The sequence below is a fragment of the Methylococcus capsulatus genome (assembly GCF_036864975.1).
GTDB lineage: Bacteria > Pseudomonadota > Gammaproteobacteria > Methylococcales > Methylococcaceae > Methylococcus.
This window is the reverse complement of the sequence record NZ_CP104311.1, coordinates 1,547,237-1,571,299: the sequence shown is the minus strand read 5'-3', so window position 1 is coordinate 1,571,299 and position 24,063 is coordinate 1,547,237. Positions and strand designations below refer to the sequence as shown.

The window sequence follows — 24,063 nt, the reverse complement described above, 5'->3', positions numbered from 1 at the left end:
CATCCCCACATGAGCTCAGGGTTTGATGTAAATGATCGACTCGCGCCCCGGCAGGATCATACCCAGCCGGGTGCGGGCCAAATGTTCGATACGACCGTGCTCAGCCCAGGTGTTCTGCTCCAGCTGAAGCTGGCCCAGCTCCACCTCATACTGATCCAAGACCAGTTCCAGACGCTGAACCTCGGCGAACAGCATGCGCGTGCGGTACTTCGCGTAGACGACGGCGAGCGCCGAACACACGGCAACCACCGACAGCAGGAGTATTCGTGTCATGCCGCCCGCTTTTCGGCTGCTCGCAATAGGGCGCTCCGCGCCCGGGGATTGATCCGGATTTCGTCTTCTTCGGCCTTGAGCGGTTTACCCAGAACTGCAAGGCGCGGACTCGAACGGAATTCGAAGATTCCCCCAGGTATCTCCCGACCGCGCGCTTCATCCCGCATGAACCTTTTGACGATCCGGTCTTCGAGCGAATGAAACGAGATCACCACCAAACGCCCCCCGACGGCGAGCACCTCGACCGCCTCATTCAATCCCTGTTGCAACTGTCCCAACTCATCATTGACGGCGATCCGGATCGCCTGAAAGGTACGCGTTGCCGGATGCTTGAATTTGTCCGCAAACGGAATCGCGGCCTCGATCAGCCGGACCAGGTCGGTCGTCGTGGCGATCGGATGCCGCCGCCGCTCTTCGACCACCGCGCGGGCGATACGTCCGGCAAAACGTTCCTCGCCATATTCCCGTAACACCCGCGCCAGCTCCCGCTCGGAAACGTCGGCGAGCCATTCCGCAGCGCTGGTTTTCTGAGTCGGGTCCATCCGCATGTCGAGCGGTCCAGCCCGCAGGAAACTGAAGCCGCGCCGGGCATCGTCCAGCTGCGGCGACGACACCCCCAGATCCATCAAAATGCCATCGACGCGGCCTGACCATCCTCTTTCGCCGACGAACCGGCCGAGATCCGAAAAACGGCCATGCTCAATGGCAAACCGAACATCGGCGGACAATCCGGAAACGTCGGCCGCCGCGACCGCTTCCTGGTCCCGGTCGATCGCCAGCAGGTGACCGCCCGCGCCCAGCCGATCCAGGATCGCCCGGCTGTGTCCGCCGCGACCGAAGGTGCAATCGACGTAAATCCCGTCCCGCCGAATCGCCAGCATCTCCAGCACCTCGGACAGCATGACGGGGAGATGTCCGCCTTCCGCCATCGCCATCAAAACGCCAGTGCCCCAAGCTCCGGACCCATGTCCTCGAGACCTTCGAGGCTCGCCTCTTCCAGCCATTCCTGACGGCAACGCTCCCAAAGTCCTTCATCCCAGATTTCGAACTTATTGCCCTGACCGATCAGGACGACTTGTTTGCCCAGGCTGGCGAACCGGCGTAACGGCTCAGGTATGAGGAAACGCCCCTGACCGTCCAGTTCACATTCGGTGGCATGACCGATCAGTAGACGTTGAAGCCGCTTCACCTGTTTATTCAAGGCCGGAAGTTTCACCAGCTTCCGTTCCAGTTCCTCGAACTCAGGCAAAGGGAAGAGCAGCAGACAGGTATCGGTTCCAATGGTGACCACCAGTTGTCCCTCGCAGGACTCCCGGAGTTCGGACCTGTAACGGGTGGGCACAGCCATGCGCCCCTTTTCGTCCAGGCTGATGGAATTAACGCCTCTGAACAAGCCGCCCCCAAGCTCCACATTCCCCCAGAAAATCCCACTTTCCACCACCTCGGGACCACTATAGAAACGCCCTGGAGGCAAGTCAAGATGAGCTGCAAAAAAACTCACCGCCTTGTTTGAAGATGATTTTTTGCCGTTTGATCGCGTCGGGACAAACGCGGGCGACACGCTCTGCAACCAAGACCCGGGTTGGCAAAACTATGGGGCGAATCCCTCGGAAAAGCCGGGGAGGAGCGCGGGCGAAAGCACGGGAAATTGTCAGGCGGATGGCAGAACGAACCGACGATGCTCAGCCACGGGAAATGACAGGGAAGACCGCTTTCGGACGGAAGACGCCCTGCCCAAAGCGGCGAAAATTATGGCCGCCCTCGCTCGAGCAGAGCCAGGAAGCCCTTCTCGTCCAACACGGGGACGCCGAGTTCGGCTGCCTTGTCCAACTTCGAACCGGGGTCCGAACCGGCCACGACGAAACTGGTGTTCCTGGAGACGCTGCCGGTGACTTTCGCCCCCAGCGCTTCGAGCCGGGCACGCGCTTCGTCCCGGCTCATCGAGGCCAGCGTCCCCGTGAGCACGAACACCATGCCTTGCAGCGGCAGCTTCCGTTCGGTCGGGGCCGGCCTCTCCCAACTCACACCGCACGCCAGCAGTTGCGCGATCACCTCCCGGTTGTGGGGTTGAGCAAAAAACAGCCGGATATGGCCGCTCACCACCGGGCCTACATCGGCGACCGCCAGAAGCTCTTCTTCCGTGGCCTCCATCAACGCCTCGAGGGAACCGAAATGCTCCGCAAGCGCCTTGGCCGTCACCTCACCGACATCGCGGATGCCGAGCGCATAAAGGAAACGCGCCAGCGTGGTGCGCTTGCTGCGCTCCAGCGCAGCCAGCAGATTGGCCGCGGATTTCTCCCCCATCCGGTCCAGCCCCGCAAGCTGGTCCAGGTTCAGGCGGTAAAGATCCGCCACTGTTGCGATCAGCTTTCTGTCCACCAGCTGGTCCACCAGTTTGTCGCCCAGACCTTCGATATCCATCGCCCGCCGGGAAGCGAAATGCTTGATCGACTCCTTGTGCTGGGCGGGACAGTACAAGCCGCCGCTGCAACGGGCCAACGCCTCGCCCGGCTCCGTTTCCACAGCGGAACCACATTCGGGACAGACTTCCGGCATCCGAAATGGCTCCGTCCCCGGCACCCGCAGCTCCGGAACAACCCGGACGATTTCCGGAATGACGTCGCCGGCGCGCCTGACGATCACGGTGTCCCCCGGCCTCACATCCTTCCTGCGGATCTCGTCGGCGTTGTGCAGCGTCGCATTGGTGATGGTGACCCCCCCGACAAACACCGGTTCCAGCCTTGCCACCGGAGTCAGCACGCCAGTACGCCCGACCTGCACGTCGATGCCCAAGACCCGCGTTCTCGCCTCCTCGGCGGGAAATTTGTGGGCGATGGCCCAGCGGGGGGCACGCGAGACGAATCCCAGCGCCGCCTGGAATTTCAAGTCGTCAACCTTGTACACGACGCCGTCGATATCGTAAGGGAGGTCGTGGCGACGCTCCCTCAATGAGCGGTAGTACTCGAGGCAGCCGGCCGCTCCCCGAACGACGCGAAACTCCGGAGAAACCGGCAAACCCCAGCGTTGCAGGGATTCGAGGAGTTCATGCTGGGTGGCGGGCAGTTTGTCGTCGGGAAACGCACCGATGCCATAGGCATAAAAGGACAAGGGACGCGACGCCGTGATCCGGGCATCGAGCTGGCGCAGGCTGCCCGCCGCCGCATTGCGCGGATTCACGAATGTTTTCTCTCCGCTGCGGCGGGCGCGCTCGTTGAGAGCGAGGAATCCGCGCTTGGGCATGAACACTTCCCCTCGTGCCTCGAAATGGGCCGGGAAGTCTTCGCCCTTCAGCCGCAGGGGGATCGCCCGGATCGCCCGGACGTTGTGCGTCACATCCTCGCCGACTTCGCCGTCGCCGCGGGTGGCGGCCCTGACCAGAATACCGTCCTGGTAGAGGAGATTGACGGCGAGGCCATCGAGCTTCGGCTCCGCGACGTATTCGAGCATGTCCTGTGACAGCTCCTTGCGCACCCGCCGGTCGAACGCGGCGAGATCCTCCTCGCTGAAAGCGTTCTCCAGCGACAGCATGGGCACTTCGTGGCGGACCTCGGCGAAGGCCTCGACGGGGGGGGCGCCCACCCGTTGAGTGGGCGAATCGGGAGTGACGAGTTCAGGATACTGGGCTTCGATGGCGAGCAGTTCGGCCATCAGACGGTCGTACTCGGCATCCGTGATGAGGGGATCGTCGAGTCGGTAGTAACGAACGTTATGAAACTCGATTTCTTCGCGCAGCTTACGTACTTTTTCGATGACTTCGGCAGGAGCGCTCACGGCTGTTCACACGCATCCGCCAGAATCTCGCGCATTTCGATCACCCGTGACTCGGTGAGCTCCGCCCGGTGTTCGTCCAGCACCCTGCCATCCAGCGCACTCGCCAGCCCCCGACAGGTATCCACGAGGTCATCGAAAACCTCCAGGGGGTCCGGCACCTTGGCCGGCTGGAAAAAGAAGACGACGCCGGGGGTGCGGAAATTCTCCATGTCGTTCACGGGAAAAGTGCCGGGCTCGACCAGACTGGCCACGCTGAACAGAGGCTCGCGATAAGCGCTGTCGTAGCGGTGGAAAATCCCCATTTCGCCGTACACGAGATCAAGATCGATCAGGGCATCGCGCAGGCGCTCGCCGGAGAACCGGCCACCGCCGCCCTTGACGACGCTGAGCTGAATGAGAAACGGCGCTCCCAACGCGCGCGAAGCGCCGGTTGGCGGTTCTTCGTCCGCCTCCCGCGGGAGCTCATTCGCCTTCACGCCTGCCGCTGTTTCGTCGGCGGCCGCTGCCGACTCTCTCGCTGCTCCAACGAAGTCCACTTCCGCCTCCGTGGACGACCAACGCGACTCCCCGGCACCTTCCTCCTTCTCGAAGACGCCGAATTCGCTGGACCGCTCCAGCATATCGAGGATCGTTCGTTTGTAACGGCCCCAGACATAAATCCCGGCAATCACCAGCACGCCTGCGACCAGAATGATGATTCGAACCGTATCTCTATCCATTTCGTCCCTCAAACCGAAGCCAGTTCAACCGCCGCATCGATGTCCACCGCCACGATGCGCGACACGCCGGGTTCCCGCATGGTGACCCCGGCCAGATATTGAGCGATTTCCATTGTGGCTTTGTTATGGGTGATGAAGAGAAATTGTACTTTCTCGGACATTTCTTTCACCAACTGACTGAACCGTCCGACGTTGGCATCGTCCAATGGAGCGTCCACCTCGTCCAGCAGACAGAAAGGAGCGGGGTTCAATTCGAAGATGGAGAACACCAGGGCTGCCGCGGTCAGCGCCTTTTCCCCCCCGGAGAGGAGATGGATCGAGCTGTTGCGCTTGCCGGGCGGCTGGGCCATCACGCTCACACCGGCGATCAGCAGGTTGTTTTCCGTGAGCTCGAGAGCAGCTTTGCCACCGCCGAAAAGCTTGGGGAACATGCGCTGAAAACCGGCATTAATCTTCTCAAAGGTCTCCTTGAACCTGGCCCGGCATTCGCGGTCGATCTTTTCGATGGCCTGCTCCAGCGTCGCCAGCGACTCGGTGAGATCGCGGTTCTGCTCCTCCAGATAGCGCTGGCGCTCCTCCTGCTCCTGATATTCCTGCATCGCTGTGAGATTGACCGGCCCGAGCCTGTCGATCTCGTCCGCCAGGCGGGTGACGGATGCCTGCCAGGCGCTTTCCTCGGCATCTTCCGGCAAACCCGCCACGACTGCCGCCGGCGCCGCTCCGAGTTCTGCAAACTGTTCCTCGATCCCCTGGCGGCGGACTTCGGCGGCCTGCCAGGCCAGCTTGATCTGGCCGATGCCTTCCCGCAAGGCCGCAAGCTCATGTTCCGCGCGCTGCCGTTCACCCAGGACGCGCCGTATGTCCGATTCGAGTTCGCTGAACCGCCGGCGCTGACGCGCCATTTCGGCCTCCAGGACGGCGCGCTCCTCCGTCAGCGCCTCCAGATGCAATCGTTCGTCTGCCAGCGGTGTCAGCGACTCCTCCAGCCGCCGGACGATGGCGGTGAGCCGGTCCGCGGTCTGGCCATGCTGCTGTTCCAACCGTTGCACATGGGAACGGGTCAAGGCTTCGTTCGATTCGAGCATGACTGTCCGGCTGCGGAGCACGCGAACGTCCTCGTGCAGCGCCTTCTCCGCCGCTTCGGCAGCGGCGAATGCCTCCTCCAGCACTTGCCGCTCTTCCATCCGCTGCGCCGCCGTATCCTGCAACCGTAGCGATTCACGCTCGGCCGCCTGCAAAGCCTCCTCGGCCTCGGCTCGCTGCTCAGCCAGTTGCACGCCCTGGTCGGCCAATTCGTCCAGCTCATGGCCGAGCTGAACCAGACGATGACCCCATTGTTCGCTTCTGGCCTCGGCCGCCGCCAACTCCGATCTCGCGCGGGAAAGCCGAGCGGAAAGATCGTCCGCCTTTTTTCTGGTCTCGCGCCATGCCGACTCCAGATCCCGCAGCTCTATCTCGGCCTCCGCGGCCTCCTTTTCCAGACGCCGGCACTGCGCTTCCATCTCTTCGACTCGCCGCCTGCATTCGCGCAGCTCCCGCTCACGGGCGAGGGTCCCGGCATGCCCGGCATCCGGCTTCTGCATCAGCATCCAGCCTTTCCCGATACGGATTCCGTCCGGCGTCACCACGGACTCATGCGGTTGCAGCGAACGCGCCCGCTCCACCGCCTCCGCCGGATCGGACGCGCAATAAATCGCGCCCAGCAGCCCTTCGAGCGCGAGGGGCGCGCGGACTTGGTCCAACAGACGCTGGCCGCCGGACCTTTTGACGCCCTCCCCTGTCCGATATTCGCATAACGCCAGAGACTCCCCCAACTCCTGAGCCAGAAGGTTTGCAGTGTAAGGCGCCAGACTGTCGACACACACCGCTTCGAGGTGCACCCCCAGTACCGTCTCCACGGCATTCTCCCAACCGGGCGCCACTTCGATCTTCTCACCCAGGCGGTCGGCGCCGGAGAGTTGCCATGCTTCGAGCAGTGCCTCCAGGGCGCCGCGGTCGCGCCCCATCGCATGGCGCTGCAGCGTCTCGAGCGAAGCGACCTTCCCCTGCAAGGCATGCAGACCGGCGCGAATCTGGTCCAGATGCTCCCGCACGAAACGCAGCCGTTCGCGCTGTTGCTCCGCCGCTCCTGCCAATGCTTCGGCCGTTCCCAGCATCTCTTCCCGCTCCGCATCGAGGCCGCCCACCTCCGCGCGGAGGGACTGCACGTCGAGACCGGCGAGCGCGTTCTCCAGCTCCGACTGCTGCTGCAACAGACGCTGGCGCCGTCCGCCGAGCAGATGCTCCTGCTCCCGCAGCTGCTGCAACCGCGAACGCAACAAAGCCGCCTGTCCTTCGAGTCTGTGCTGATCGCCGGCCAACGTTTCCCAGCCTTCGCGATGCGCCTTCAACTTCGCTTCCGCGGCTTGGCGAACCGACGCCGCTTCCGCAACCTCCCGCTCCAACGACGCCAGGGTTTCCACGAGTTCGGCCGCCTCTGCTCGCATCGCCTCGAGCCGGTGACAGTCTTGGTCGAGGTCGGATTCGACTTTCCGTAATTCGGCCTCCACCCGCTCCCGTTCCTGAATCAGGTCATCCCTCGACTTCTGGGTATGGCGAATGAACTGGTCCAGGCGGCTGATTTCCGCACCCAGTTCGTAGAATCGCCCCTGTTGGGCATCGAGTTTTTCCTGGGCGACGCCGCGCCGCCGCCCCAGCTCCTCCAGCTGAATCTGGCAGGCATGCTCCTCGCCACTGAGTCGCCGGAACCTTTCCTCCGACGCCTCCAGGTCACACCTGAGCCGATCGAGCTGCCGTTCCAAGGTGCGCCAGCGCAGCCCGAGCAGTTCGAGCTTGAGCCGGCGTTCCTCGTCGCGCAGGGCTATGAATTTCTCCGCTTTCCTGGCCTGACGCTGCAGATGCCCCAACTGCCGCCCGACTTCCTCGCGCAAATCGGCCAGGCGCTCGAGGTTCTCGCGGGTATGGCGCATCCGTTGCTCGGTTTCGTGCCTGCGCTCCTTGTATTTGGAAATGCCGGCCGCCTCTTCGATGATTTCGCGCATTTCCTCCGGCTTCGCCTCGATCAGCCGGGAAATCGTGCCTTGCTCGATGATGGCGTAGCTGCGTGCCCCCAGGCCGGTGCCCAGGAACAGATCGGTGATGTCCTTGCGCCGGCAGCGCGCGCCGTTCAGGAAATAACTCGACTGCCCATCGCGGGCCACTTGGCGCCGGATGGCGATCTGCTGATATTTGGCGAATTCGCCGCCGGCGCGCCCGGAAGAATTGTCGAAGACCAGTTCCACCGATGCCTGACTCGCCGGCTTCCGGGTACTGGAACCGTTGAAGATGACGTCCGTCATAGTTTCGCCGCGCAGATGACGCGCCGAACTTTCCCCCATGACCCAGCGCACCGCATCGATGACATTCGACTTGCCGCAGCCGTTCGGGCCCACCACCCCCACCAGGTTTCCCGGCAAGGGTATGGTCGTCGGATCCACGAAGGACTTGAAACCGGCGATCTTGAGCTTTTCCAGTCGCATGGGGATTCAGGACGCTCGCCTCCGGCAGCGGGGCGGCGAATTGTTCGTGGCAGGGCAAACCGGCTATTATACAGACCAACGCCGGCACCTGCCCGAGTGGGCGGCACCGGATGCACCACAGCAATGCACGAATACCGCCCGATGCCTTCCCGACCCAGCAAAACCCTGGAAACCTTCGACAACCCCCGTCCGGAACACGACTACACGATCCGCATCGAAGTTCCCGAGTTCACCTGCCTGTGCCCCAAGACCGGCCAGCCGGACTTCGCGACGATCCTGCTGGAATACGTGCCGGACCGGCAGTGTGTCGAACTCAAATCGCTCAAACTGTACATTTGGTCGTTCCGGAACGAAGGGGCTTTTCACGAAGCCGTGACCAATGCCATTCTGGACGACCTGGACCGCGCCTTGCGTCCTCGGTTCATGCGCGTCACTGCGAGATTCAACGTGCGCGGTGGAATTTACACCACCGTGGTCGCGGAACGGCGCGCGCCAGGCTGGGAACCGGCGGCCCCGGTTGCCCTGCCCTGAGCGTCATCCCAGTTTTTCGCGCAGGCTTTCGCGCCAGGACTCGGACAGCGCATCCAGTCTCAGCAGCCTCAAAATGACTTCCTGTTGCCTCGGCCCTTTTATCTGGGCCAGCATGGCCTCGCGCACGCTGACACCTCCAGGGGCCACTGCCGTACGCACCAGCCGGTCGCCGACCCGGAGTTCCCCTTCCTCCAGCACCCTCAGGTAGAAGCCCACCCGGCCGGAGACGAGGAAGCGTTTGGGAAAGGTATTATCGCCCACCTTGACGCCGAGCTTGAAACAGGGGACCCGTGGCTGCGTCACCTGGAACCGCACCGGTCCTACCCGGAACTCGTCGCCTATGTGCACTTCGTCATCGCCGCCGCCGGCGAGGGTCAGATTCTCCCCGAAATAACCGTAGGGCAGAGCCTCGATCCCGAGGTCCTTCTGCCAGTAGCCGTAGTTATCGGCGCTGTAGGCGTAAACTGCCTTGTCGGGTCCTCCATGGTTTTCCCGGTCGACCTGTATGTCGCCCTCGATGCCAGCCACTCCGACCCTGACGGGACGATCGACGGGCATCTTGTAAATGCCCGTCCCGACCCGGCGGCCGGCATGTTCGATCTGGCGCTCGCTGCCGATGCTGATCGCTACGATGTTCATGGAGCCGAACTCCGGTCGATGACTTCCCGCACCGGCCCAAAGCTGCGCCGGTGAGAGACACTCACGCCCAAACTGGACAAACGATCGACGTGCAGCCGGGTGGGATAACCCTTGTGCACCCCCAGCGCATAGCCCGGACACAGCCGATCCAGCACCTGCATTTCCCGATCTCTGAAGACCTTGGCGAGAATCGATGCGGCCGCGATCTCGGCCACCGACGCATCCCCACCGATCACGGCCTCGCCTGGACAATCCAAGGGGGGATAACGGTTACCGTCCACCTTGATCCAATCCGGCGAAACGGGCAGAGCGGCAACCGCTCGGCACATGGCCAAATGAGTGGCCCGGAGGATGTTGAGCCGGTCGATTTCGGACACTTCTGCGCGCCCCACTGCCCACGCCAAGGACTCGGAGCGGATGCGGCTAGCCAAAACCCGTCTGCGCTCGGCACTCAGCCGCTTCGAATCAGTGAAGCCGGCGGTGTCCTGGCCGGGAGCGAATATCACTGCCGCCGCGATCACCGGGCCCGCGATACAACCGCGCCCCACCTCGTCGATGCCCGCAATCCGACGCATGCTCCACCTTCATCCCGGCACTCAGCGGATGATACTGCGGCCCTTCGCCCTCAGAAAATCCACCATGCAGGCAACCTCAGGTCCATCCTCGCTCATTTCCTCCAGCAGGCGGATCGCCTCTTCGAGTTTGAAGCCGGTCTTGTAGACGATTTTGTAGGCTTTCTTGATCTGCCTGATCGCCACGGAATCGAAGCCGTTCCGCTCCAGCCCGACCGCATTGATGCCGTGCGGCTTGGTCGGCCGCCCGCCCACCATCACGTAGGGGGGGACGTCGCGGGAAATCACGCTGCCCATGGCTGAGAAGCTGTGCTGTCCTATCCGGCAGAACTGGTGAACCAGGGAGAAGCCGCCGAGGATGGCGTCGTCATCCACCCTCACATGGCCCGCCAGAGAAGCGGCGTTGGCCATGATGACCCGGTTTCCGATCACACAGTCATGGGCCACATGGGTATAGGCCATGAAGAGGTTGTCATCACCGATGCGAGTGACCCCCTTATCCTGCACCGTGCCGCGATGGAGAGTCGCGAACTCGCGTATGACGTTCCGGTCGCCGATTTCCAGCGCGGTCGGTTCACCGCGGTACTTTTTGTCCTGCGGATCCTCGCCGACCGAAGCGAACTGGAAAATACGATTGTCGTTGCCGATCCGGGTAGCGCCCTGAATGACCACATGCGGCCCTATGACCGTACCCGAGCCGATACTGACGCCGCTACCGACGATGGAATAGGCACCGATTTCGACGCCTTCCCCAATCTCCGCCGCCGGATCAACGATCGCCGTCGGGTGGATCAAGAGCCCTGCTCCGCCGCTGCACACATGATCTCGGCGCTGGCCACGAACTCGCCTTCGACATCGGCACGACAGGAGAATGCCCAGATGTTCCGCTTATGGCGCAGATACGTCGCCTCGAGCCGAAGCTGGTCGCCCGGCACGACGGGGCGCTTGAAACGCACTTTGTCGAGCCCGACCAGATAGTAAGTCGCCCCTTTTCCGAGCACATCGGGCGCCGTCTCCGAGGCGAGCAGGCCGGTCGTCTGCGCCAGCGCCTCGATGATCAGCACTCCCGGCATGATGGGCACATGCGGGAAATGCCCCTGAAAGAACGGCTCGTTATAGGTGACATTTTTTATGGCGAGCAGCCGGTTTCCAGGCTCGCACTCCAGCACTCGATCGACCAGAAGAAATGGGTAACGATGAGGCAAAAAGTCCTTGATCGCTTGAATATCCAATACTTTTTCCTTCTCGGGTTTCGTCGTCAGGCCAGCAACCCGAATCCGGACTATTTCTTGCCCGACGGACGGTAGCTTGCAACGAGCTTCTTTTCCACTTTATCCGTCACGTCGATGCTTTCCGCCGCGTACACCACGCCATCGGTCAGCAACAAATCGAACCCTTCTTCCTTGGCGAGCGACTGGATCGCCTCGAAGATTTCCTTCTGAAGCTGCGCCAGTTCCTCGTTCCTCCGCAAGTTGAAATCCTCCCGGAATTCGTCCTGCGCCCGCTTGGCTTCGCGCTTGCGGTTCATCAGATCGCGCTCCTGCTCCTTGGTGATCTCCCCGCCTTTCGTCAGGCGCTCTTCCAGAGCCTTGATCTCTTTCTGCTCCGCGACCAGTTTCTTATCCCTGGCGGAGAATTCCCGTTCCAGCTCCTTCTTGGCGGCTTCGGCCTGGGGCGCTTTCTCCAGCAACCGCCCCACATTGACGAAGCCGATCTTGACGTCCGCTGCGCTGGGTTCGGCAAAGGCCGCCGCCGACATGAGCAAAGGCAATAGAACTTTCCGTACCATATTCCTCTCCGATGATGAATGTTGACCGGGACTGAAATGCCGCCGATTCGGGAACCTGCCGCCACCAAGCCGCAAGGGGCTTTTGGCCAGGCTTGCGCAGACGCCGGGAAACCCAGCGCATTATACAAAAATAACCACCCCTGCCCGAGACACGGGCTCACATGCCCTGGAATCCGGAACCGAAATTGAATTGAAAATGCTGAATGCGGTCCCCGCTCTGGGAGTTGAGCGGCTGAGCGATCGAGAACATCAGTGCACCGAAGGGCGACAGCCACTTGGCAGAAATGCCCGTCGAAAAACGCAGATCGGAAAGCTGGGGCGAGTTCGCGAACACATTCCCGCCGTCGACAAAGGTCCCCAAACGGACGCTCTTCAGTTTCTCGCCGGCGAAGGGCACGGGGAACAACAACTCCACCGAACCGGTCAGTTTGCTGTTGCCGCCAAAAGCAAAGCCTCGGCTATCCCTGGGGCCCAGCGAGTTCGGCTGGTACCCGCGCACGGAATTCGGGCCGCCGGCGTAAAAATGCTCCCAGAACGGAAGAACGCTGTTGCCGCCACTGCCGTAGCCGCCCCCATAGCCAAAATCACCGTTCAGCCACAGCGTCAGATCCTGGGCCAGAGGGAAATACTGCTCCAGCCGCACGTTCGCCTTGTAATACTGCAGGGTACTGAACGGCAGCGCAAACAGCCCGCTCAGCCGCTGCGCACCACCGCTGGTTGCGAATATCGCGCGATTCAGGGTATCGTGAGTCCAACCCAGTGAAGACGAATAGGTCGAATATTCGCTACCGTGGTCGGTGATGAACGCTCTGATTTGATCGGATGACTGGGATGTCGTCTTGAGCTTGGTATTGCTGTAGTCGAGGTTGGTCCGAATGCTGTCGAACTCGCCGATGGGCAGGCCCCAGTTGCCGCCCACCTGGAACACGTTGGTGATATAGTTGGCGACATAATTCGAATAACCCGTATTGGTATCACGATAGCTGATATCGAACCCACTACTGATACCATCCAGCGTAGCGTAAGGGTTGAAATATCCCAGCGCATAGATCGTATTGATCTGGCTGTTGTTGAAATTGAAACTGACACGCTTACCGCTGCCGAAGATGTTGTCCTGGGTCACCGCTGCGTTGAAGATGATGCCCTGGAACTGGGAATATCCCACACCCGCCGTCAGATTGCCGGAGGACTTTTCGGTGACACTGTAGTTGACGTCGATCTGGTCCGTCGTCCCCGGCACCGCGGGCGTCTCAACGTTGACGTCCTGGAAATAGCCGAGACGCTCGAGCCTGGTCTTGGATCGCTCGATCTTCGTGGTCGACGCCCAGGCTGCCTCCATCTGCCGCATTTCCCTGCGCAGCACCTCGTCACGCGTTTTGGTATTACCCTGGAAATTGATCCGCCTCACGTAAACCTGTTTGCCCGGATCGACGAAGAAAGTGATGTTTACGGTTTTCTTCTCCTGATTGATGTCGGGCACCATGTTAACGTTGGCGAAGATATAGCCCTCCTCGCCGAGACGGTCGGAAATGCCCTTCTGGGTTTCCGTCGCCAATTTCCTGGAAAAAATGTCCTCCGGTCCGATACGCACCAGGGGGACCAGTTGTTCGGGCGGCACAATGGTCTTGCCGGTCAGCTTGACCTGCTCCACCTTGAAGACATCGCCCTCCTTGACGTTGATGGTGATATATATTTCTTTTTTGTTGGGCGTGATCGAGACCTGGGTGGACTCGATTTCGAAATTGATGTACCCCCGATCGAGATAATAGGAGCGCAGCCGCTCCAGATCGGCCGACAATTTCTGCTTGGAGTACTGATCGTCCTTGGTATAGAAAGACAGCAGATTGGAGGTACTCAGCTCGAAATCCTGGGTCAGTTCTTCATCACTGAAAGCGTTATTGCCGATGATATTGATTTGTTTTATACGAGCCACGCGGCCCTCGGCGATGTTGATATTCACCGCGACGCGGTTGCGGGGAAGCTCCGTCACCTGGGAATCGATTTTAAGGCTGTATTTGCCGCGACTGTAATACTGGCGCCGCAGCTCCTGTTCGACCTTGTCGAGAATCTGCCGGTCGAATACCTTTCCCTCCGCCAGCCCGATTCCCTTGAGCGCCTTCAACAGATCTTCGCTGCCGATGTCGTGGTTGCCATCGATCTTTACACTGGCAATGGAAGGACGCTCTTCGACGTAGATGATCAACCTGCCGTCATCCTCGTCCAATCGGACGTCCTTGAAAAACCCCGTCTTGAACAGTGCCCTGATCACCTCTGCCGACTGCTTCTCGTCAAGAGTGTCACCTTCCCGCACCGGCAGGTAGTTGAACACCGTACCCTCTGAAATCCGTTGCAGCCCTTCGATCCGGATATCCCGGATAACGAATGGCTCGAACGCAAACAGCACGGAAGGCCAAGCCAGGATCAGCAGCCACGCGCGCAGGCGGCGCACGGATTTCACCGCTCCTGAAAATGCAGCAAAACTATCGTTCAAGGGCCTGGCCGGAAGCTTTGATATGGGGCATGCAGAACTTTGGAACCCGTCGGTCATTCGCTTCGCAGATCTTCCTCGAGTTGTTCGAGGCTGATATGCCGGATTATCTTCCCTTTGGCGTAGTAGATGACGTATTCGCCGATGTTGCAGGCGCGATCGCCGACGCGCTCAAGGGCCCGCGCCGACCACATGATGTTGAGAGAAACGGGAATGGTGCGGGGATCTTCCATCATGTAAGTAATCTGCTGACGCAGAATGGTTTCGTACTCGCGATCCGCAAGACGGTCGTCCTGCACCACGCGGAGGGCGGCATCCACATCGATGCGCGCAAAGGAGTCCAGAGCGCTGCGCAGAAGGTTACGCACATGTCTGGCCAATTCCTCAATCTCGGAAAGCTGGTTCTTGCGGGGAAAATGTCCGACCATGTCCAGGGCGTGGCGCGCGATCCGTTTCGCCTCGTCGCCGATCCGCTCCAGATCGGTGATGGTCTTGATGACGACCACGACCAGCCTCAAGTCCCGAGCGGTCGGCTGGCGCCGGGCGAGGATCTGGGTGCATTCGTCGTCGATGGAGACTTCCATCGTATTGACTTTGTAGTCGTCCGCGATGACACGTTCGGCAAGTTCGGCGTTGCCTTCCAGCAGCGACCTGACCGCCAAAGCCACCTGCTCTTCCACCAGCCCGCCCAAGGTCAGAACCCGGCTGCGAATGTCCAGCAATTCGTGGTCGAACTGTTTGGATGTATGCTGATGCGAGTGCTCAGGGTCGACGAAGGACGGCATGGCTGGAGCCTGTCTCGGATGGCGGAACTGCGGACGAATGGGCAACGATTCTACCAACTCGGCTGGCGAGGTAAAAGACGACGAGACATGGAGCGTATCCCAATCTTCCGGAAATTCACGGCTATCCTATAGAATCGGGGCCTTCCGCTGAAACTCGGACTCCATTCTTGCCTTCCACCCGGCATGCCCCCTCTACAATACCTGCAAAATCCGGAGGCTTCTGAAAATATGACGTTTTCATTAACGCGGCACCGGCCATATCGCTGCGGGCGGAAGATATGAAAATACTGGTCACCGGCACCGCCGGTTTCATCGGATCGCACCTCGCACACGCGCTGCTGGACCGGGGCGATGAAGTCATCGGGATAGACAATGTCAACGATTACTACGACGTCAGCCTCAAAGAAGCGCGCCTCGACCGGCTTCGCGCCCGCCCCGGTTTCACCGAGGTGCGCATCGCTTTGGAGGAGCGCGAGGAGCTGTTCGCGACGTTCACCCAACACCGTCCCGAGCGTGTGGTTAACCTGGCGGCCCAGGCCGGTGTGCGATATTCCCTGCTAAATCCGCGCGCCTACGTCGACGCCAATATGGTCGGCTTCTGCAACGTCCTAGAAGCCTGCCGCCACCATGAAGTGGAGCATCTGGTCTACGCATCGTCCAGTTCGGTTTACGGTGCCAACACCGCCATGCCGTTTTCGGTACATCACAACGTCGACCATCCGGTCAGCCTCTACGCCGCAACCAAGAAAGCCAATGAACTGATGGCCCATACCTACAGCCATTTGTTCGGGCTTCCCACCACCGGCTTGCGATTCTTCACGGTCTACGGTCCGTGGGGGCGGCCTGACATGGCGCTGTTCAAGTTCACTCGCAGCATCCTGGCGGGGCAGCCGATCGACGTCTACAACTACGGCCATCACCGGCGGGATTTCACCTATATCGACGACATCGTGGAAGGCGTGGTGCAGACCCTGGACAAAGTCGCCACGCCCGATCCGGCATGGCGCGGCGATCACCCCGACCCCGGCACCAGCCGGGCCCCCTACCGGCTGTACAACATCGGCAACAACGAGCCGGTCGAGCTTTTGCGCTTCATCGAGGTGCTTGAGCGCTGTCTCGGACGCAAGGCCGAAATGAACCTGCTGCCCATGCAGGACGGCGACGTGCCCGACACCTATGCCGACGTGGACGATCTGATGCGCGATACCGGTTATCGGCCGGCAACCCCGATCGAAACCGGCATCGCGCGCTTCGTCGAGTGGTACCGGGATTATTACGGCGTCCGCTGAACTGATGGCTACACCAGTTCTGGGCTTCGCCGCCTTCAGCGGCACTGGAAAAACGACCTTGTTGAAGCAGCTTATCCCCCTCCTGAAACAAACAGGCCTGAAGGTCGGTGCCATCAAGCACAGCCACCACAGCTTCGACGTGGATCACCCCGGCAAGGACAGTTTCGAACTGCGCGCTGCCGGCGCTACGCCGGTGATGATCACTTCATCGAAACGCCGGGCCATCATCATGGAACGCGAGACTCCTCAGGAGCCCAGCCTCGCCGAGGAGCTCGCACACCTGGAAGACTCCGGCCTGGACCTCATCCTGGTGGAAGGGTTCAAGCACGAACACTACCCCAAGATCGAGCTGCACCGTCCTGCCCTGGGCAAACCCCTGCTGTTTCCGGACGACGACTCGATCATCGCCCTGGCGACGGAGGATCCAAAACCCGGTGATTGCCTCCCGATTCCGCGGCTCGATCTCAACGATCCGCGCCAGATCGCCGATTTCATCCTGGACTGGCTGCGGCTGCGCAGCGGTTCGAACCAACCCCTGAGACCCTGTATCCCATGAAACGCAAAGGCATACTCGTCACCGGTGGCGCCGGCTATATCGGCAGCCATGTCGTCAAAACCCTGGGCGAGGCGGGCGAACGCCTGGTCGTGCTGGATAACCTGTCGACCGGCTTCCGCGATGCCGTCCTGTACGGCGACTTCATCGAAGGCGACACCGGCGACGGCGCCCTGCTGGACAAGATCATGCGCGACTACGAGGTCGAGGCCGTCATGCATTTCGCCGCCCACACCATCGTGCCCGAATCGGTCGAAAACCCGCTGAAGTATTACGGCAACAACACCTGCAAAACTCGCACTCTGCTGGAATCCTGCCAGAAGGCCGGGGTCAGCCATTTCATCTTTTCCTCGACCGCGGCCGTCTACGGCATCCCGGAGGGCGAATTTGCGCTGGAAACTTCGCCGCTTGCGCCGATCAACCCTTACGGCAGCTCCAAACTGATGAGCGAAATCATGCTGCGCGACCTGTCCGCCGCCAGCCCCTTGCGCCATGTGGTGCTGCGCTATTTCAACGTGGCGGGTTGCGATCCGGAAGGGCGGATCGGCCAAAGTACCGCCAAGGCCACGTTGCTGATCAAGGTCGCCGCCGAGGTCGCCACCGGCAAACGCGATCGCCTGTGCATCTTCGGTACCGATTATCCGACACCGGACGGCACTGGCATCCGCGATTACATCCACGTATCGGACCTGGCCGATGCCCATGTCGCCGCCCTCGCCTATTTGCGCACTGGCGGCGAATCCAAGACGCTCAACTGCGGCTACGGCCACGGCTACAGCGTGAGGGAGATCATCGACACCATGAACCGCGTCAACGGTACTCCCATCAGGGTCGAAGAGCGACCGCGCCGGCCCGGAGACCCGCCACGCCTAGTTGCCGGCGTGGGACGCATCCGCGAAATCCTGGGATGGACGCCACGTTACGACGACATCGAACTGATCGTGCGGACTTCCCTCGAATGGGAGCGCAAGCTCGCCGCCCGGGACGGCGCCTGAGGTCCGTCAACGGGAAAATCCGGCCCGGTAACTGGCGACCACTGCCCGGAATGCGATGGTGTCGTAAAGCGAGTGGATCAGAATGGGAACGAGCAGATTGCGTTCGCCGCCGACATCCAGGGCGAAACCGAGGTAAATGCCGGTCAGGCCGGCCAGCAGGGCGTACAAAGGGGAAACCCAATGGACCAGGGCGAACACCAGGTTGCTGAAGACCAGGCCGCCCAGCCAGCCCCAGTTGGCTTCGAACCAGGGCTGGAGAAATCCCCGGAACAGGATTTCTTCGGTGACACCGGCGAGGAAGCCGAGGAACAGCAGGTCCGCCATGCCACAGGCCGCGAGAAAAGGCCCCAGGCGATCCACCAGCACCTGTTTGATTTCCCTCAGGCTGGCGACGTGGGTGCTATAGGACCACTGGAATATCAGGCATAGCGGCAAGGTTCCGGCCAGCCCGTAGACCAGTCCGTCCAGGTCGAAACGTAGCGTAGCGACCGGATCGATCCCCGCCAGTCCGCCGAAGCCGAACGCCAGCAGCAGCAAGCCGCCTTCGAACACGACCGCGAACTTGAGAAAACCGCCGTGAGGCGTGCTCACGTCTCCACCCCGCCGGCATCCGGGTCTTCCACCCGAAGACTCAGGTGTTCGGGCTTCGCCGGACTGTCCAGGTGCCGTGCCAGGGCGAGCAGGAATACGTCCATGACACCGTGATAGGACAAGACATAACGCACGAAAAACCGGAAGGCCGGATGGAAAATGCTGTCCCGCTCGGTGATCGTCAGAACCGTCCCTGCATCGCCGTCCGCTTCCAGTTCGTACACCCAAATCCCCCGCAATGGCAGATGTTCGCCCGCCAGACAGGTGACCAGGCGCGAGGGAGGCACGGCTTCCAACACCCGGAACCGTACCTTCGCCCCCATTGCACACACTTCATCCCAACTGGGAAAGCCATCGACGTCCGGTGCCCGATCCACGACGGCGAGGCCCGGCCTCCATCGCGGAAAACCCTCGAAATCGGTGATGATTTCCCAGACCCGCTCCGGGGTCGCCGGCAGCCGGATCCGGCTCGCCGCTCGATGGGTTTTAGGCAGGCGCGTGCCGGCCACGACGAGAACACCCAGCGCCAGCAGCACAAACCCCACGAGGAGCAGGAGCGTAGTCATTCTCGGGAAGCCGGGTACCGCTCCTCTTGAGACCAACGGCTGAAGGGCAGCGCAGAGAGACAGGTGTTGTAATAGCGCGCGTCGTGGGTGACCTCCTCGCCCGCCCATTCCGGCAGCTCGAAAGCTTCCTCGGGATGGTCGAGCTCGAGTTCGGCCACCACGAGTCCTGCGTTCTCTCCTTCGAACACATCGACCTCCCACACCCTGCCAGCCACCGGGACGAAATAGCGCACCTTTTCGATCAGCGGCTTGCAGCTCAGCTCCTCGAGCATGGATTCGCCGTCGGCGACTGGTATCTCGTATTCATATTCGTGCCGCTGGGCTCCGATCGTAGCGCTCTTGATGTTGAGCCAGGCCCTATCACCGCTGATCCGGACCCGCACCGAACAGCGTTGTTCGTCATTCAGATAGCCCTGGCAGATACGCATGGAATCGCTCACCGCCTTACGCCAGCCGTCGCCACGCACCAGAAACTTCCTTTCGATTTCAAACCCCATAGTTCACCGCCTTCCCTGCCTGCCACGCCACCAACGGCGCAGCTGCTTCTCGTTAAAGAACAACAGCGCCAGCCCTGAATATCCGCCCCCGGCGAGCCAATTTCCGTGGTAGACGGAACCTACCGCCGCCATGAGGGAAAACAGGACGATGATGTCTTTCAGGGCCGCCACCAGACGATCATGCTCGTCCATCACCACTCCTCGCCCACCGCTGGGCAAAAACCTCTCACTCTTTGCCGCCTTCAGGGTTCATTGGCCGCCGATTTCCCCGCTTGCAGGATGCATCCACTCTTCCCAGTAGGGCGTGGGATGAAACCGCTCGTGGAGGAAGTCCACGAAAGTGCGCACCTTGGCCGACAAATGCTTGCGGTGCGGGTAAACGGCATGAATGTCCGCCGCCGCCGGCACGTAATCGGTCAATACCGCCTGGAGCCGACCCTTGTAGATGTCCTGGCCGACCATATAAGTCGGCAGCAGGACCAAACCCAGACCGCTGATCGCCGCCATGCGCAGGGCATCCGCCGAGTTCGCCTCCAGCGTGCCGGAGACCTTGATGACCGTCGACTTGCCGTCCTGCGAGACGAATTGCCACTGGTCGCGCGGCGGCATGCTGGAATTGCTCAGGCAATTGTGCTTCTTGAGGTCCTCCGGGGTCTGGGGCACGCCGCGTTTCTCGAAATAGGTCGGCGCGCCGCAGACAATTCGCTGGGAAGTACCCAGTTTGCGGGCGATCAGGCTGGAGTCCCGCAGCTCGTCCAGGTGAATGGCGAGATCGAAACCTTCTTCGACCAGGTCGACATAACCCGCCTGTAGCACCAGCTCGACGTTGACGTCCGGATAGATCTCCAGGTAAGCCGCGATCGCCGGCGCCAGATGGTAGGCGCCGAAAAAGGGCGTCGCATTGAGCTTGAGCGTCCCTCGAGGCTCCGTCTGTAGACGTGTCACGGCCAGCTCGGTTTCTTCCAGGTCGTCCAGGATCTGCAAACAGCGATCCAGATAGACCATGCCGACTTCGGTCAGGCTCAAGTGACGCGTAGTCCGGTTCAGGAGCCGGACCCCGAGGCTGTTTTCGAGCTGCATCACATGCTTGGTCGCCATAGCCCGCGACAGCCCCAGTTCCTTGGCGGCAGCCGCGAAGCTTCCCGCTTTCGCGACCTTGGTGAATACGACCATGCTCGTGAGTTTGTCCATGTCCCGTCCCGACTAAAGTTCTATTTATTGAAACAATTCGTAAATTTTATTGGATATTGTAAACCATGACGTGGTTTCCTATAGTCAGTTCAAACCCTACTGACCATGGAGAAACCCCGTGCGTACTCAAATTTTCTCGCTGGTGGCCGTCTTCGGCCTTTTGACCACCCCGGGATGGGCACAGGAAGACATCCGGACCATCGCTGCCAACAACGCCGCCGAGTGGAACCAGGCGTTCGCTGACGGCAAGGTCGAAGAAATCGTTTCGCTGTACACAAGGGACGCCATTTTGGTGCAGCCGAACGGAAAAGTCTCCCGGGATCCGGTCGAAATCCGCAACTTCTGGCGGACCTTGATCAACCAGGGCGCTTTCAAAATTGATATCGTAGATGTTAAAGGCGAAAAAGACGACACCATCGTTACGACCACCACGCTGTCCGATTTGAAGACATTGCAGGATTCGCACCAGACGCTCCGCTACCACTACGACGGTGTGCTCTACAGCGTACTCAAACGCCAGAGCGATGGCAGTTGGAAAGCCCAGGTCCAACAATGGTCGGAACGATCCCGTGGCTGAAGCCGACAACGCCGGTTCCTTCTTGCGCAGAACGAGCTTCCCCTGAAGCTCGTTTTTTCTTTCCCCGGGCCAAGCGGCTCGTCTCATGGATTCCTATCCTTGACGACCGCTGCCAAGGCCCGTTTTTCCCAGTAAAATACCCGGGATTTATCCACCCGAAGGCACCCTGCCGTTCGGGCGGTGACTTTCCACCACCCACCCAATAAGGAGACTCGCCATGACCCATGAACTGCCTGCTCTGCCCTATGCCAAAAACGCCCTGGAGCCGCATATTTCGGCGGAAACGCTGGAGTACCACTACGGCAAACACCATCAGGCCTATGTCACCAATCTGAACAACCTGATTCCGGGCACCGAGTACGAAAACCTGTCTCTGGAAGAGATCATCCGCAAAGCGCCTGCCGGCGGCATCTTCAACAATGCGGCCCAGATCTGGAACCACACCTTCTATTGGAACAGCCTGTCACCGAACGGCGGCGGCGAGCCCACCGGCGCACTGGCCGAAGCCCTCATCAAGAGCTTTGGCTCGTTCGACAAATTCAAGGAAGCGTTCACCCAATGTGCGGTGACCACCTTCGGCTCCGGCTGGGCTTGGCTGGTCAAGAACGCCGACGGCAGCCTAGCGCTGGTCAGCACCAGCAACGCCGGCTGCCCGTTGACCTCGGGGCAGACGCCTCTGCTGACCTGCGACGTATGGGAGCACGCCTACTACATCGATTACCGGAACGCCCGCCCGAAATATGTGGAAGCCTTCTGGAACCTGGTGAACTGGGAATTCGCCGCGGCCAATTTCGGCGGCTGAGGACTCCCTCTGGGCATACGAGAGCCCTCGTCCGCACGGACGAGGGCTTTTTTGTGCCCGCCGATGTAATAGAATTCGCATCGACGACATCCATTTGCTTGAGGATTCAACCGTGCCTTCCGTCCTGGTGACCGGCGCCAACCGCGGACTCGGTCTCGAATTCACCCGCCAGTACCTCGACGCCGGTTGGCGAGTGATTGCCACCTGCCGCCAGCCCCATGATGCCGCCGAGCTGCGCGAACTGGCCAAGCGCTACGAACATCTGGCCATACATGCCCTCGACGTGCGGAACTTCGTTGCGATCGATCAGCTGGCCTCGGCCCTTGCCGGTCAACCGATTGACGTCCTCATCAACAATGCTGGCGTCTATGGTGACAAACCCGGCAACGGTTTTGGAAACATCGACTACGGAGTGTGGGAGGACGTCTTCAAGACCAACACCATGGCGCCCGTAAAAATGGCGGAAAGCTTCCTGCCGCATCTCGAACGGGGGAACCGCAAACTGATCGTGGGCATCACCAGCCTGATGGGTAGCATGGGCGATAACACCAGCGGCAACGCGATCTGTTACCGCTCCAGTAAGGCGGCGCTGAACGCCGCATTCAAGAGCCTCTCCCTCGACCTCAAACCGCTCGGCATAGGCGTGCTGATCCTCAACCCCGGCTGGGTATTGACCGACATGGGTGGGCCGAGGGCGACGACGACGGCGGAGACAAGCATCGGCGGCATGCGGCGGATCATCGACGAATACACGCCCGCATGGTCCGGACGCTTCTTGAATTTCGACGGCCGGGCCTTGCCATGGTAACCGGTCTTCGAACTCAAGGATGCCTTCATGCCGAACAAACCGCTTTCCGTCCCGACCCTGCTCCTGCTGGCGGGCATGGCCGCTGCCGTACCGTCGGCGCAAGCCGACGACTATGGCGCCACCACGACGCTCAAGCTGGGTAGTGGCCTGTCAAACCTGACCCTAGGTTGGCTGGAAATTCCCAAGAGCATGATCAATACCAGCAACCAGACCAATGTCCTGTTCGGCATCTCCGGAGGACTGTTCAAGGGGCTACTGCACACGGTCGGACGTACGCTCACCGGCGCCGTGGACTTCCTCACTTTCCCGGTACCGACCCAGCCAATCACCCATCCGGAATTCGTCTGGCAGAAATTTTCCGACGAAACCAGCTATGGCCCGGCGTTCACCTCCGGAATCCTCAGTGACCCGAAGCCGGCCCCAGCCCCAGCAGCCCCGCCTTATTCGAAGATGTAGGGAGGTCGGACATGGAACAATGCGAAGCGTTCCTTTGCCGCCTCGCCCGCGAACGGGTGAGGGAAACGATTATGGCGAACCGTTGCGATCACGCGATACCTCCTCGTATCGCACCCGGCGGGCGCAAAAAAGTGCAAATCAGCCTCCTCGCCGATTTGTCGTCATCCGGGGCGGCTGGGCGCCATGATCGTTAGCGGAACTGCCGCCGGCAGCGCCGGACATAGGCGGAGGCATGCGTCCTGACGAAATCGTCCAGGCTCCAGCCGCGGTAAACCAGCAGATGCTCACTGCACGGGGGGATCAGATAGACTTGGGCTACCTGACAACCCAGCTCGGCGGTTGAAACCGTAACCCTGGTCCTTGTATAGAAGCTGTCTTCGAAGCGGTCCAGGCGGGCCAGAGCCTGAGGATCGAGCCCGAGAAACAGAGTGCCGACGGTGACTGCCCCGGTTTCGCGCCGCAAACCCGGATAGATGCGGTGGCGCAGACGGTAGCGCGCGTGGTCAAACAGCCACGCCGGTACGGCAGCGAAAGTCCGGCCTGTCACGGCGGCCATCACTTCCGGCAATTGCAGAGTGCCATAAGCGAACAGCGAAGTTCCCATTGTTTCCCGAGTCCGACTAGATTCAGCCCCTTCCGGCAACAACCCAGCC

27 protein-coding genes are annotated in these 24,063 nt (G+C 61.0%); 8 read left to right on the top strand and 19 right to left on the bottom strand.

Annotation, left to right across the window (positions count from 1 at the left end):
- Window positions 1–15: 15 nt before the first annotated feature.
- The 6 genes from ftsL to smc all read right to left on the bottom strand — a co-directional run bounded on the left by ftsL (window position 16) and on the right by smc (window position 8,281).
- Window positions 16–273, bottom strand: a complete 258-nt coding sequence (gene ftsL, locus N4J17_RS07730; protein ID WP_198322742.1) for a cell division protein FtsL — start codon at window positions 271–273, stop codon at window positions 16–18.
- Complete coding sequence (rsmH, locus tag N4J17_RS07725; RefSeq protein WP_232470430.1) at window positions 270–1,175, bottom strand: 16S rRNA (cytosine(1402)-N(4))-methyltransferase RsmH; 906 nt, start codon at window positions 1,173–1,175, stop codon at window positions 270–272. The genes ftsL and rsmH overlap by 4 nt, the downstream gene beginning before the upstream one ends.
- A 32-nt stretch (window positions 1,176–1,207) precedes the next feature.
- Window positions 1,208–1,621, bottom strand: coding sequence for a division/cell wall cluster transcriptional repressor MraZ (mraZ, locus tag N4J17_RS07720; protein ID WP_232470421.1), 414 nt, complete (start codon window positions 1,619–1,621; stop codon window positions 1,208–1,210).
- A 401-nt stretch (window positions 1,622–2,022) separates the two neighbouring features.
- Complete coding sequence (ligA, locus tag N4J17_RS07715; RefSeq protein WP_198322740.1) at window positions 2,023–4,044, bottom strand: NAD-dependent DNA ligase LigA; 2,022 nt, start codon at window positions 4,042–4,044, stop codon at window positions 2,023–2,025.
- Entirely contained in the window at window positions 4,041–4,763 is a 723-nt protein-coding gene (locus N4J17_RS07710; RefSeq protein ID WP_198322739.1) for a cell division protein ZipA C-terminal FtsZ-binding domain-containing protein, read from the bottom strand. The genes ligA and N4J17_RS07710 overlap by 4 nt, the downstream gene beginning before the upstream one ends.
- 8 nt (window positions 4,764–4,771) lie before the next feature.
- Window positions 4,772–8,281 carry a chromosome segregation protein SMC gene (smc, locus tag N4J17_RS07705; protein ID WP_198322738.1) on the bottom strand — a complete coding sequence of 1,170 codons (3,510 nt, stop codon included), beginning with the start codon at window positions 8,279–8,281 and terminating at the stop codon, window positions 4,772–4,774.
- A 141-nt stretch (window positions 8,282–8,422) separates the two neighbouring features.
- Between smc and queF the strand changes: the two genes are divergently transcribed.
- Window positions 8,423–8,812: a preQ(1) synthase gene (gene queF / locus N4J17_RS07700; protein WP_198322796.1), complete on the top strand. Its 390-nt coding sequence runs from the start codon at window positions 8,423–8,425 to the stop codon at window positions 8,810–8,812.
- Window positions 8,813–8,815: 3 nt separating this feature from the next.
- On the opposite strand, the gene N4J17_RS07695 is transcribed toward queF, so the two are convergent.
- The 7 genes from N4J17_RS07695 to phoU all read right to left on the bottom strand — a co-directional run bounded on the left by N4J17_RS07695 (window position 8,816) and on the right by phoU (window position 15,085).
- Window positions 8,816–9,451, bottom strand: coding sequence for an MOSC domain-containing protein (locus N4J17_RS07695; RefSeq protein ID WP_198322737.1), 636 nt, complete (start codon window positions 9,449–9,451; stop codon window positions 8,816–8,818).
- Complete coding sequence (locus tag N4J17_RS07690; protein WP_198322736.1) at window positions 9,448–10,026, bottom strand: ribonuclease HII; 579 nt, start codon at window positions 10,024–10,026, stop codon at window positions 9,448–9,450. The genes N4J17_RS07695 and N4J17_RS07690 overlap by 4 nt, the downstream gene beginning before the upstream one ends.
- A 21-nt stretch (window positions 10,027–10,047) precedes the next feature.
- The gene (gene lpxA, locus N4J17_RS07685; RefSeq protein ID WP_232470420.1) at window positions 10,048–10,818 is read right to left on the bottom strand and encodes an acyl-ACP--UDP-N-acetylglucosamine O-acyltransferase; all 771 of its coding nucleotides are present in this window, start codon (window positions 10,816–10,818) and stop codon (window positions 10,048–10,050) included.
- Window positions 10,815–11,255 (bottom strand): 3-hydroxyacyl-ACP dehydratase FabZ, encoded by a 441-nt coding sequence (fabZ, locus tag N4J17_RS07680; protein WP_198322734.1) that lies wholly within the window; start codon window positions 11,253–11,255, stop codon window positions 10,815–10,817. Before fabZ ends, lpxA begins: the two co-directional genes overlap by 4 nt.
- Window positions 11,256–11,305: 50 nt before the next feature.
- On the bottom strand, window positions 11,306–11,812 hold the full coding sequence (locus N4J17_RS07675) for an OmpH family outer membrane protein (RefSeq protein ID WP_198322733.1): 507 nt from the start codon (window positions 11,810–11,812) through the stop codon (window positions 11,306–11,308).
- A gap of 157 nt (window positions 11,813–11,969) precedes the next feature.
- The gene (gene bamA, locus N4J17_RS07670; RefSeq protein WP_370525860.1) at window positions 11,970–14,270 is read right to left on the bottom strand and encodes an outer membrane protein assembly factor BamA; all 2,301 of its coding nucleotides are present in this window, start codon (window positions 14,268–14,270) and stop codon (window positions 11,970–11,972) included.
- Window positions 14,271–14,356: 86 nt separating this feature from the next.
- Window positions 14,357–15,085: a phosphate signaling complex protein PhoU gene (gene phoU / locus N4J17_RS07665; RefSeq protein ID WP_198322731.1), complete on the bottom strand. Its 729-nt coding sequence runs from the start codon at window positions 15,083–15,085 to the stop codon at window positions 14,357–14,359.
- 278 nt (window positions 15,086–15,363) lie between these two features.
- Here phoU and N4J17_RS07660 point away from each other — a divergent pair, with 278 nt between their 5' ends.
- From N4J17_RS07660 to galE, 3 genes are read left to right on the top strand one after another with little or no spacing between them, the layout of a single operon-like run.
- On the top strand, window positions 15,364–16,374 hold the full coding sequence (locus N4J17_RS07660; RefSeq protein WP_198322730.1) for an NAD-dependent epimerase: 1,011 nt from the start codon (window positions 15,364–15,366) through the stop codon (window positions 16,372–16,374).
- Between the two features lie 4 nt (window positions 16,375–16,378).
- A complete protein-coding gene (gene mobB / locus N4J17_RS07655) occupies window positions 16,379–16,930 on the top strand; it encodes a molybdopterin-guanine dinucleotide biosynthesis protein B (RefSeq protein ID WP_198322729.1) in 552 nt (183 codons plus the stop codon).
- A complete protein-coding gene (gene galE / locus N4J17_RS07650; protein ID WP_232470419.1) occupies window positions 16,927–17,922 on the top strand; it encodes a UDP-glucose 4-epimerase GalE in 996 nt (331 codons plus the stop codon). Before mobB ends, galE begins: the two co-directional genes overlap by 4 nt.
- A 6-nt stretch (window positions 17,923–17,928) precedes the next feature.
- Here the strand turns inward: galE and N4J17_RS07645 are convergent, their stop codons facing one another.
- Genes N4J17_RS07645 through N4J17_RS07625 form a run of 5 tightly spaced genes read right to left on the bottom strand, consistent with a single transcriptional unit; the run spans window position 17,929 to window position 20,767 of the window.
- A complete protein-coding gene (locus N4J17_RS07645; RefSeq protein ID WP_198322728.1) occupies window positions 17,929–18,513 on the bottom strand; it encodes a CPBP family intramembrane glutamic endopeptidase in 585 nt (194 codons plus the stop codon).
- A complete protein-coding gene (locus N4J17_RS07640) occupies window positions 18,510–19,079 on the bottom strand; it encodes an SRPBCC family protein (protein WP_198322727.1) in 570 nt (189 codons plus the stop codon). Before N4J17_RS07640 ends, N4J17_RS07645 begins: the two co-directional genes overlap by 4 nt.
- A complete protein-coding gene (locus N4J17_RS07635) occupies window positions 19,076–19,576 on the bottom strand; it encodes a CYTH domain-containing protein (protein WP_198322726.1) in 501 nt (166 codons plus the stop codon). The genes N4J17_RS07640 and N4J17_RS07635 overlap by 4 nt, the downstream gene beginning before the upstream one ends.
- A 3-nt stretch (window positions 19,577–19,579) precedes the next feature.
- Window positions 19,580–19,768: a hypothetical protein gene (locus N4J17_RS07630; RefSeq protein WP_198322725.1), complete on the bottom strand. Its 189-nt coding sequence runs from the start codon at window positions 19,766–19,768 to the stop codon at window positions 19,580–19,582.
- Between the two features lie 57 nt (window positions 19,769–19,825).
- Complete coding sequence (locus tag N4J17_RS07625) at window positions 19,826–20,767, bottom strand: LysR family transcriptional regulator (RefSeq protein ID WP_198322724.1); 942 nt, start codon at window positions 20,765–20,767, stop codon at window positions 19,826–19,828.
- A gap of 118 nt (window positions 20,768–20,885) precedes the next feature.
- Here N4J17_RS07625 and N4J17_RS07620 point away from each other — a divergent pair, with 118 nt between their 5' ends.
- The 4 genes from N4J17_RS07620 to N4J17_RS07605 all read left to right on the top strand — a co-directional run bounded on the left by N4J17_RS07620 (window position 20,886) and on the right by N4J17_RS07605 (window position 23,410).
- Window positions 20,886–21,344 carry a YybH family protein gene (locus N4J17_RS07620; protein ID WP_198322723.1) on the top strand — a complete coding sequence of 153 codons (459 nt, stop codon included), beginning with the start codon at window positions 20,886–20,888 and terminating at the stop codon, window positions 21,342–21,344.
- A gap of 217 nt (window positions 21,345–21,561) precedes the next feature.
- Window positions 21,562–22,146, top strand: coding sequence for a superoxide dismutase [Fe] (gene sodB / locus N4J17_RS07615; protein WP_198322722.1), 585 nt, complete (start codon window positions 21,562–21,564; stop codon window positions 22,144–22,146).
- A 112-nt stretch (window positions 22,147–22,258) separates the two neighbouring features.
- Entirely contained in the window at window positions 22,259–22,954 is a 696-nt protein-coding gene (locus N4J17_RS07610) for an SDR family oxidoreductase (protein WP_198322721.1), read from the top strand.
- A 27-nt stretch (window positions 22,955–22,981) separates the two neighbouring features.
- Window positions 22,982–23,410, top strand: a complete 429-nt coding sequence (locus N4J17_RS07605) for an exosortase system-associated protein, TIGR04073 family (protein ID WP_198322720.1) — start codon at window positions 22,982–22,984, stop codon at window positions 23,408–23,410.
- Between the two features lie 190 nt (window positions 23,411–23,600).
- Here N4J17_RS07605 and N4J17_RS07600 read toward each other — a convergent pair whose 3' ends face one another.
- Window positions 23,601–24,014: a gamma-glutamylcyclotransferase family protein gene (locus tag N4J17_RS07600; RefSeq protein WP_198322719.1), complete on the bottom strand. Its 414-nt coding sequence runs from the start codon at window positions 24,012–24,014 to the stop codon at window positions 23,601–23,603.
- Window positions 24,015–24,063 lie beyond the last annotated feature (49 nt).

Coding starts and splice junctions, on each gene's coding strand:
- ftsL (WP_198322742.1), bottom strand. CDS start 273: ATGACACGAATACTCCTGCTGTCGGTGGTTGCCGTGTGTTCGGCGCTC.
- rsmH (WP_232470430.1), bottom strand. CDS start 1,175: ATGCTGTCCGAGGTGCTGGAGATGCTGGCGATTCGGCGGGACGGGATT.
- mraZ (WP_232470421.1), bottom strand. CDS start 1,621: ATGGCTGTGCCCACCCGTTACAGGTCCGAACTCCGGGAGTCCTGCGAG.
- N4J17_RS07710 (WP_198322739.1), bottom strand. CDS start 4,763: ATGGATAGAGATACGGTTCGAATCATCATTCTGGTCGCAGGCGTGCTG.
- smc (WP_198322738.1), bottom strand. CDS start 8,281: ATGCGACTGGAAAAGCTCAAGATCGCCGGTTTCAAGTCCTTCGTGGAT.
- queF (WP_198322796.1), top strand. CDS start 8,423: ATGCCTTCCCGACCCAGCAAAACCCTGGAAACCTTCGACAACCCCCGT.
- N4J17_RS07695 (WP_198322737.1), bottom strand. CDS start 9,451: ATGAACATCGTAGCGATCAGCATCGGCAGCGAGCGCCAGATCGAACAT.
- N4J17_RS07690 (WP_198322736.1), bottom strand. CDS start 10,026: ATGCGTCGGATTGCGGGCATCGACGAGGTGGGGCGCGGTTGTATCGCG.
- N4J17_RS07675 (WP_198322733.1), bottom strand. CDS start 11,812: ATGGTACGGAAAGTTCTATTGCCTTTGCTCATGTCGGCGGCGGCCTTT.
- phoU (WP_198322731.1), bottom strand. CDS start 15,085: ATGCCGTCCTTCGTCGACCCTGAGCACTCGCATCAGCATACATCCAAA.
- N4J17_RS07660 (WP_198322730.1), top strand. CDS start 15,364: ATGAAAATACTGGTCACCGGCACCGCCGGTTTCATCGGATCGCACCTC.
- mobB (WP_198322729.1), top strand. CDS start 16,379: ATGGCTACACCAGTTCTGGGCTTCGCCGCCTTCAGCGGCACTGGAAAA.
- galE (WP_232470419.1), top strand. CDS start 16,927: ATGAAACGCAAAGGCATACTCGTCACCGGTGGCGCCGGCTATATCGGC.
- N4J17_RS07640 (WP_198322727.1), bottom strand. CDS start 19,079: ATGACTACGCTCCTGCTCCTCGTGGGGTTTGTGCTGCTGGCGCTGGGT.
- N4J17_RS07635 (WP_198322726.1), bottom strand. CDS start 19,576: ATGGGGTTTGAAATCGAAAGGAAGTTTCTGGTGCGTGGCGACGGCTGG.
- N4J17_RS07630 (WP_198322725.1), bottom strand. CDS start 19,768: ATGGACGAGCATGATCGTCTGGTGGCGGCCCTGAAAGACATCATCGTC.
- N4J17_RS07625 (WP_198322724.1), bottom strand. CDS start 20,767: ATGGACAAACTCACGAGCATGGTCGTATTCACCAAGGTCGCGAAAGCG.
- sodB (WP_198322722.1), top strand. CDS start 21,562: ATGACCCATGAACTGCCTGCTCTGCCCTATGCCAAAAACGCCCTGGAG.
- N4J17_RS07605 (WP_198322720.1), top strand. CDS start 22,982: ATGCCGAACAAACCGCTTTCCGTCCCGACCCTGCTCCTGCTGGCGGGC.
- N4J17_RS07600 (WP_198322719.1), bottom strand. CDS start 24,014: ATGGGAACTTCGCTGTTCGCTTATGGCACTCTGCAATTGCCGGAAGTG.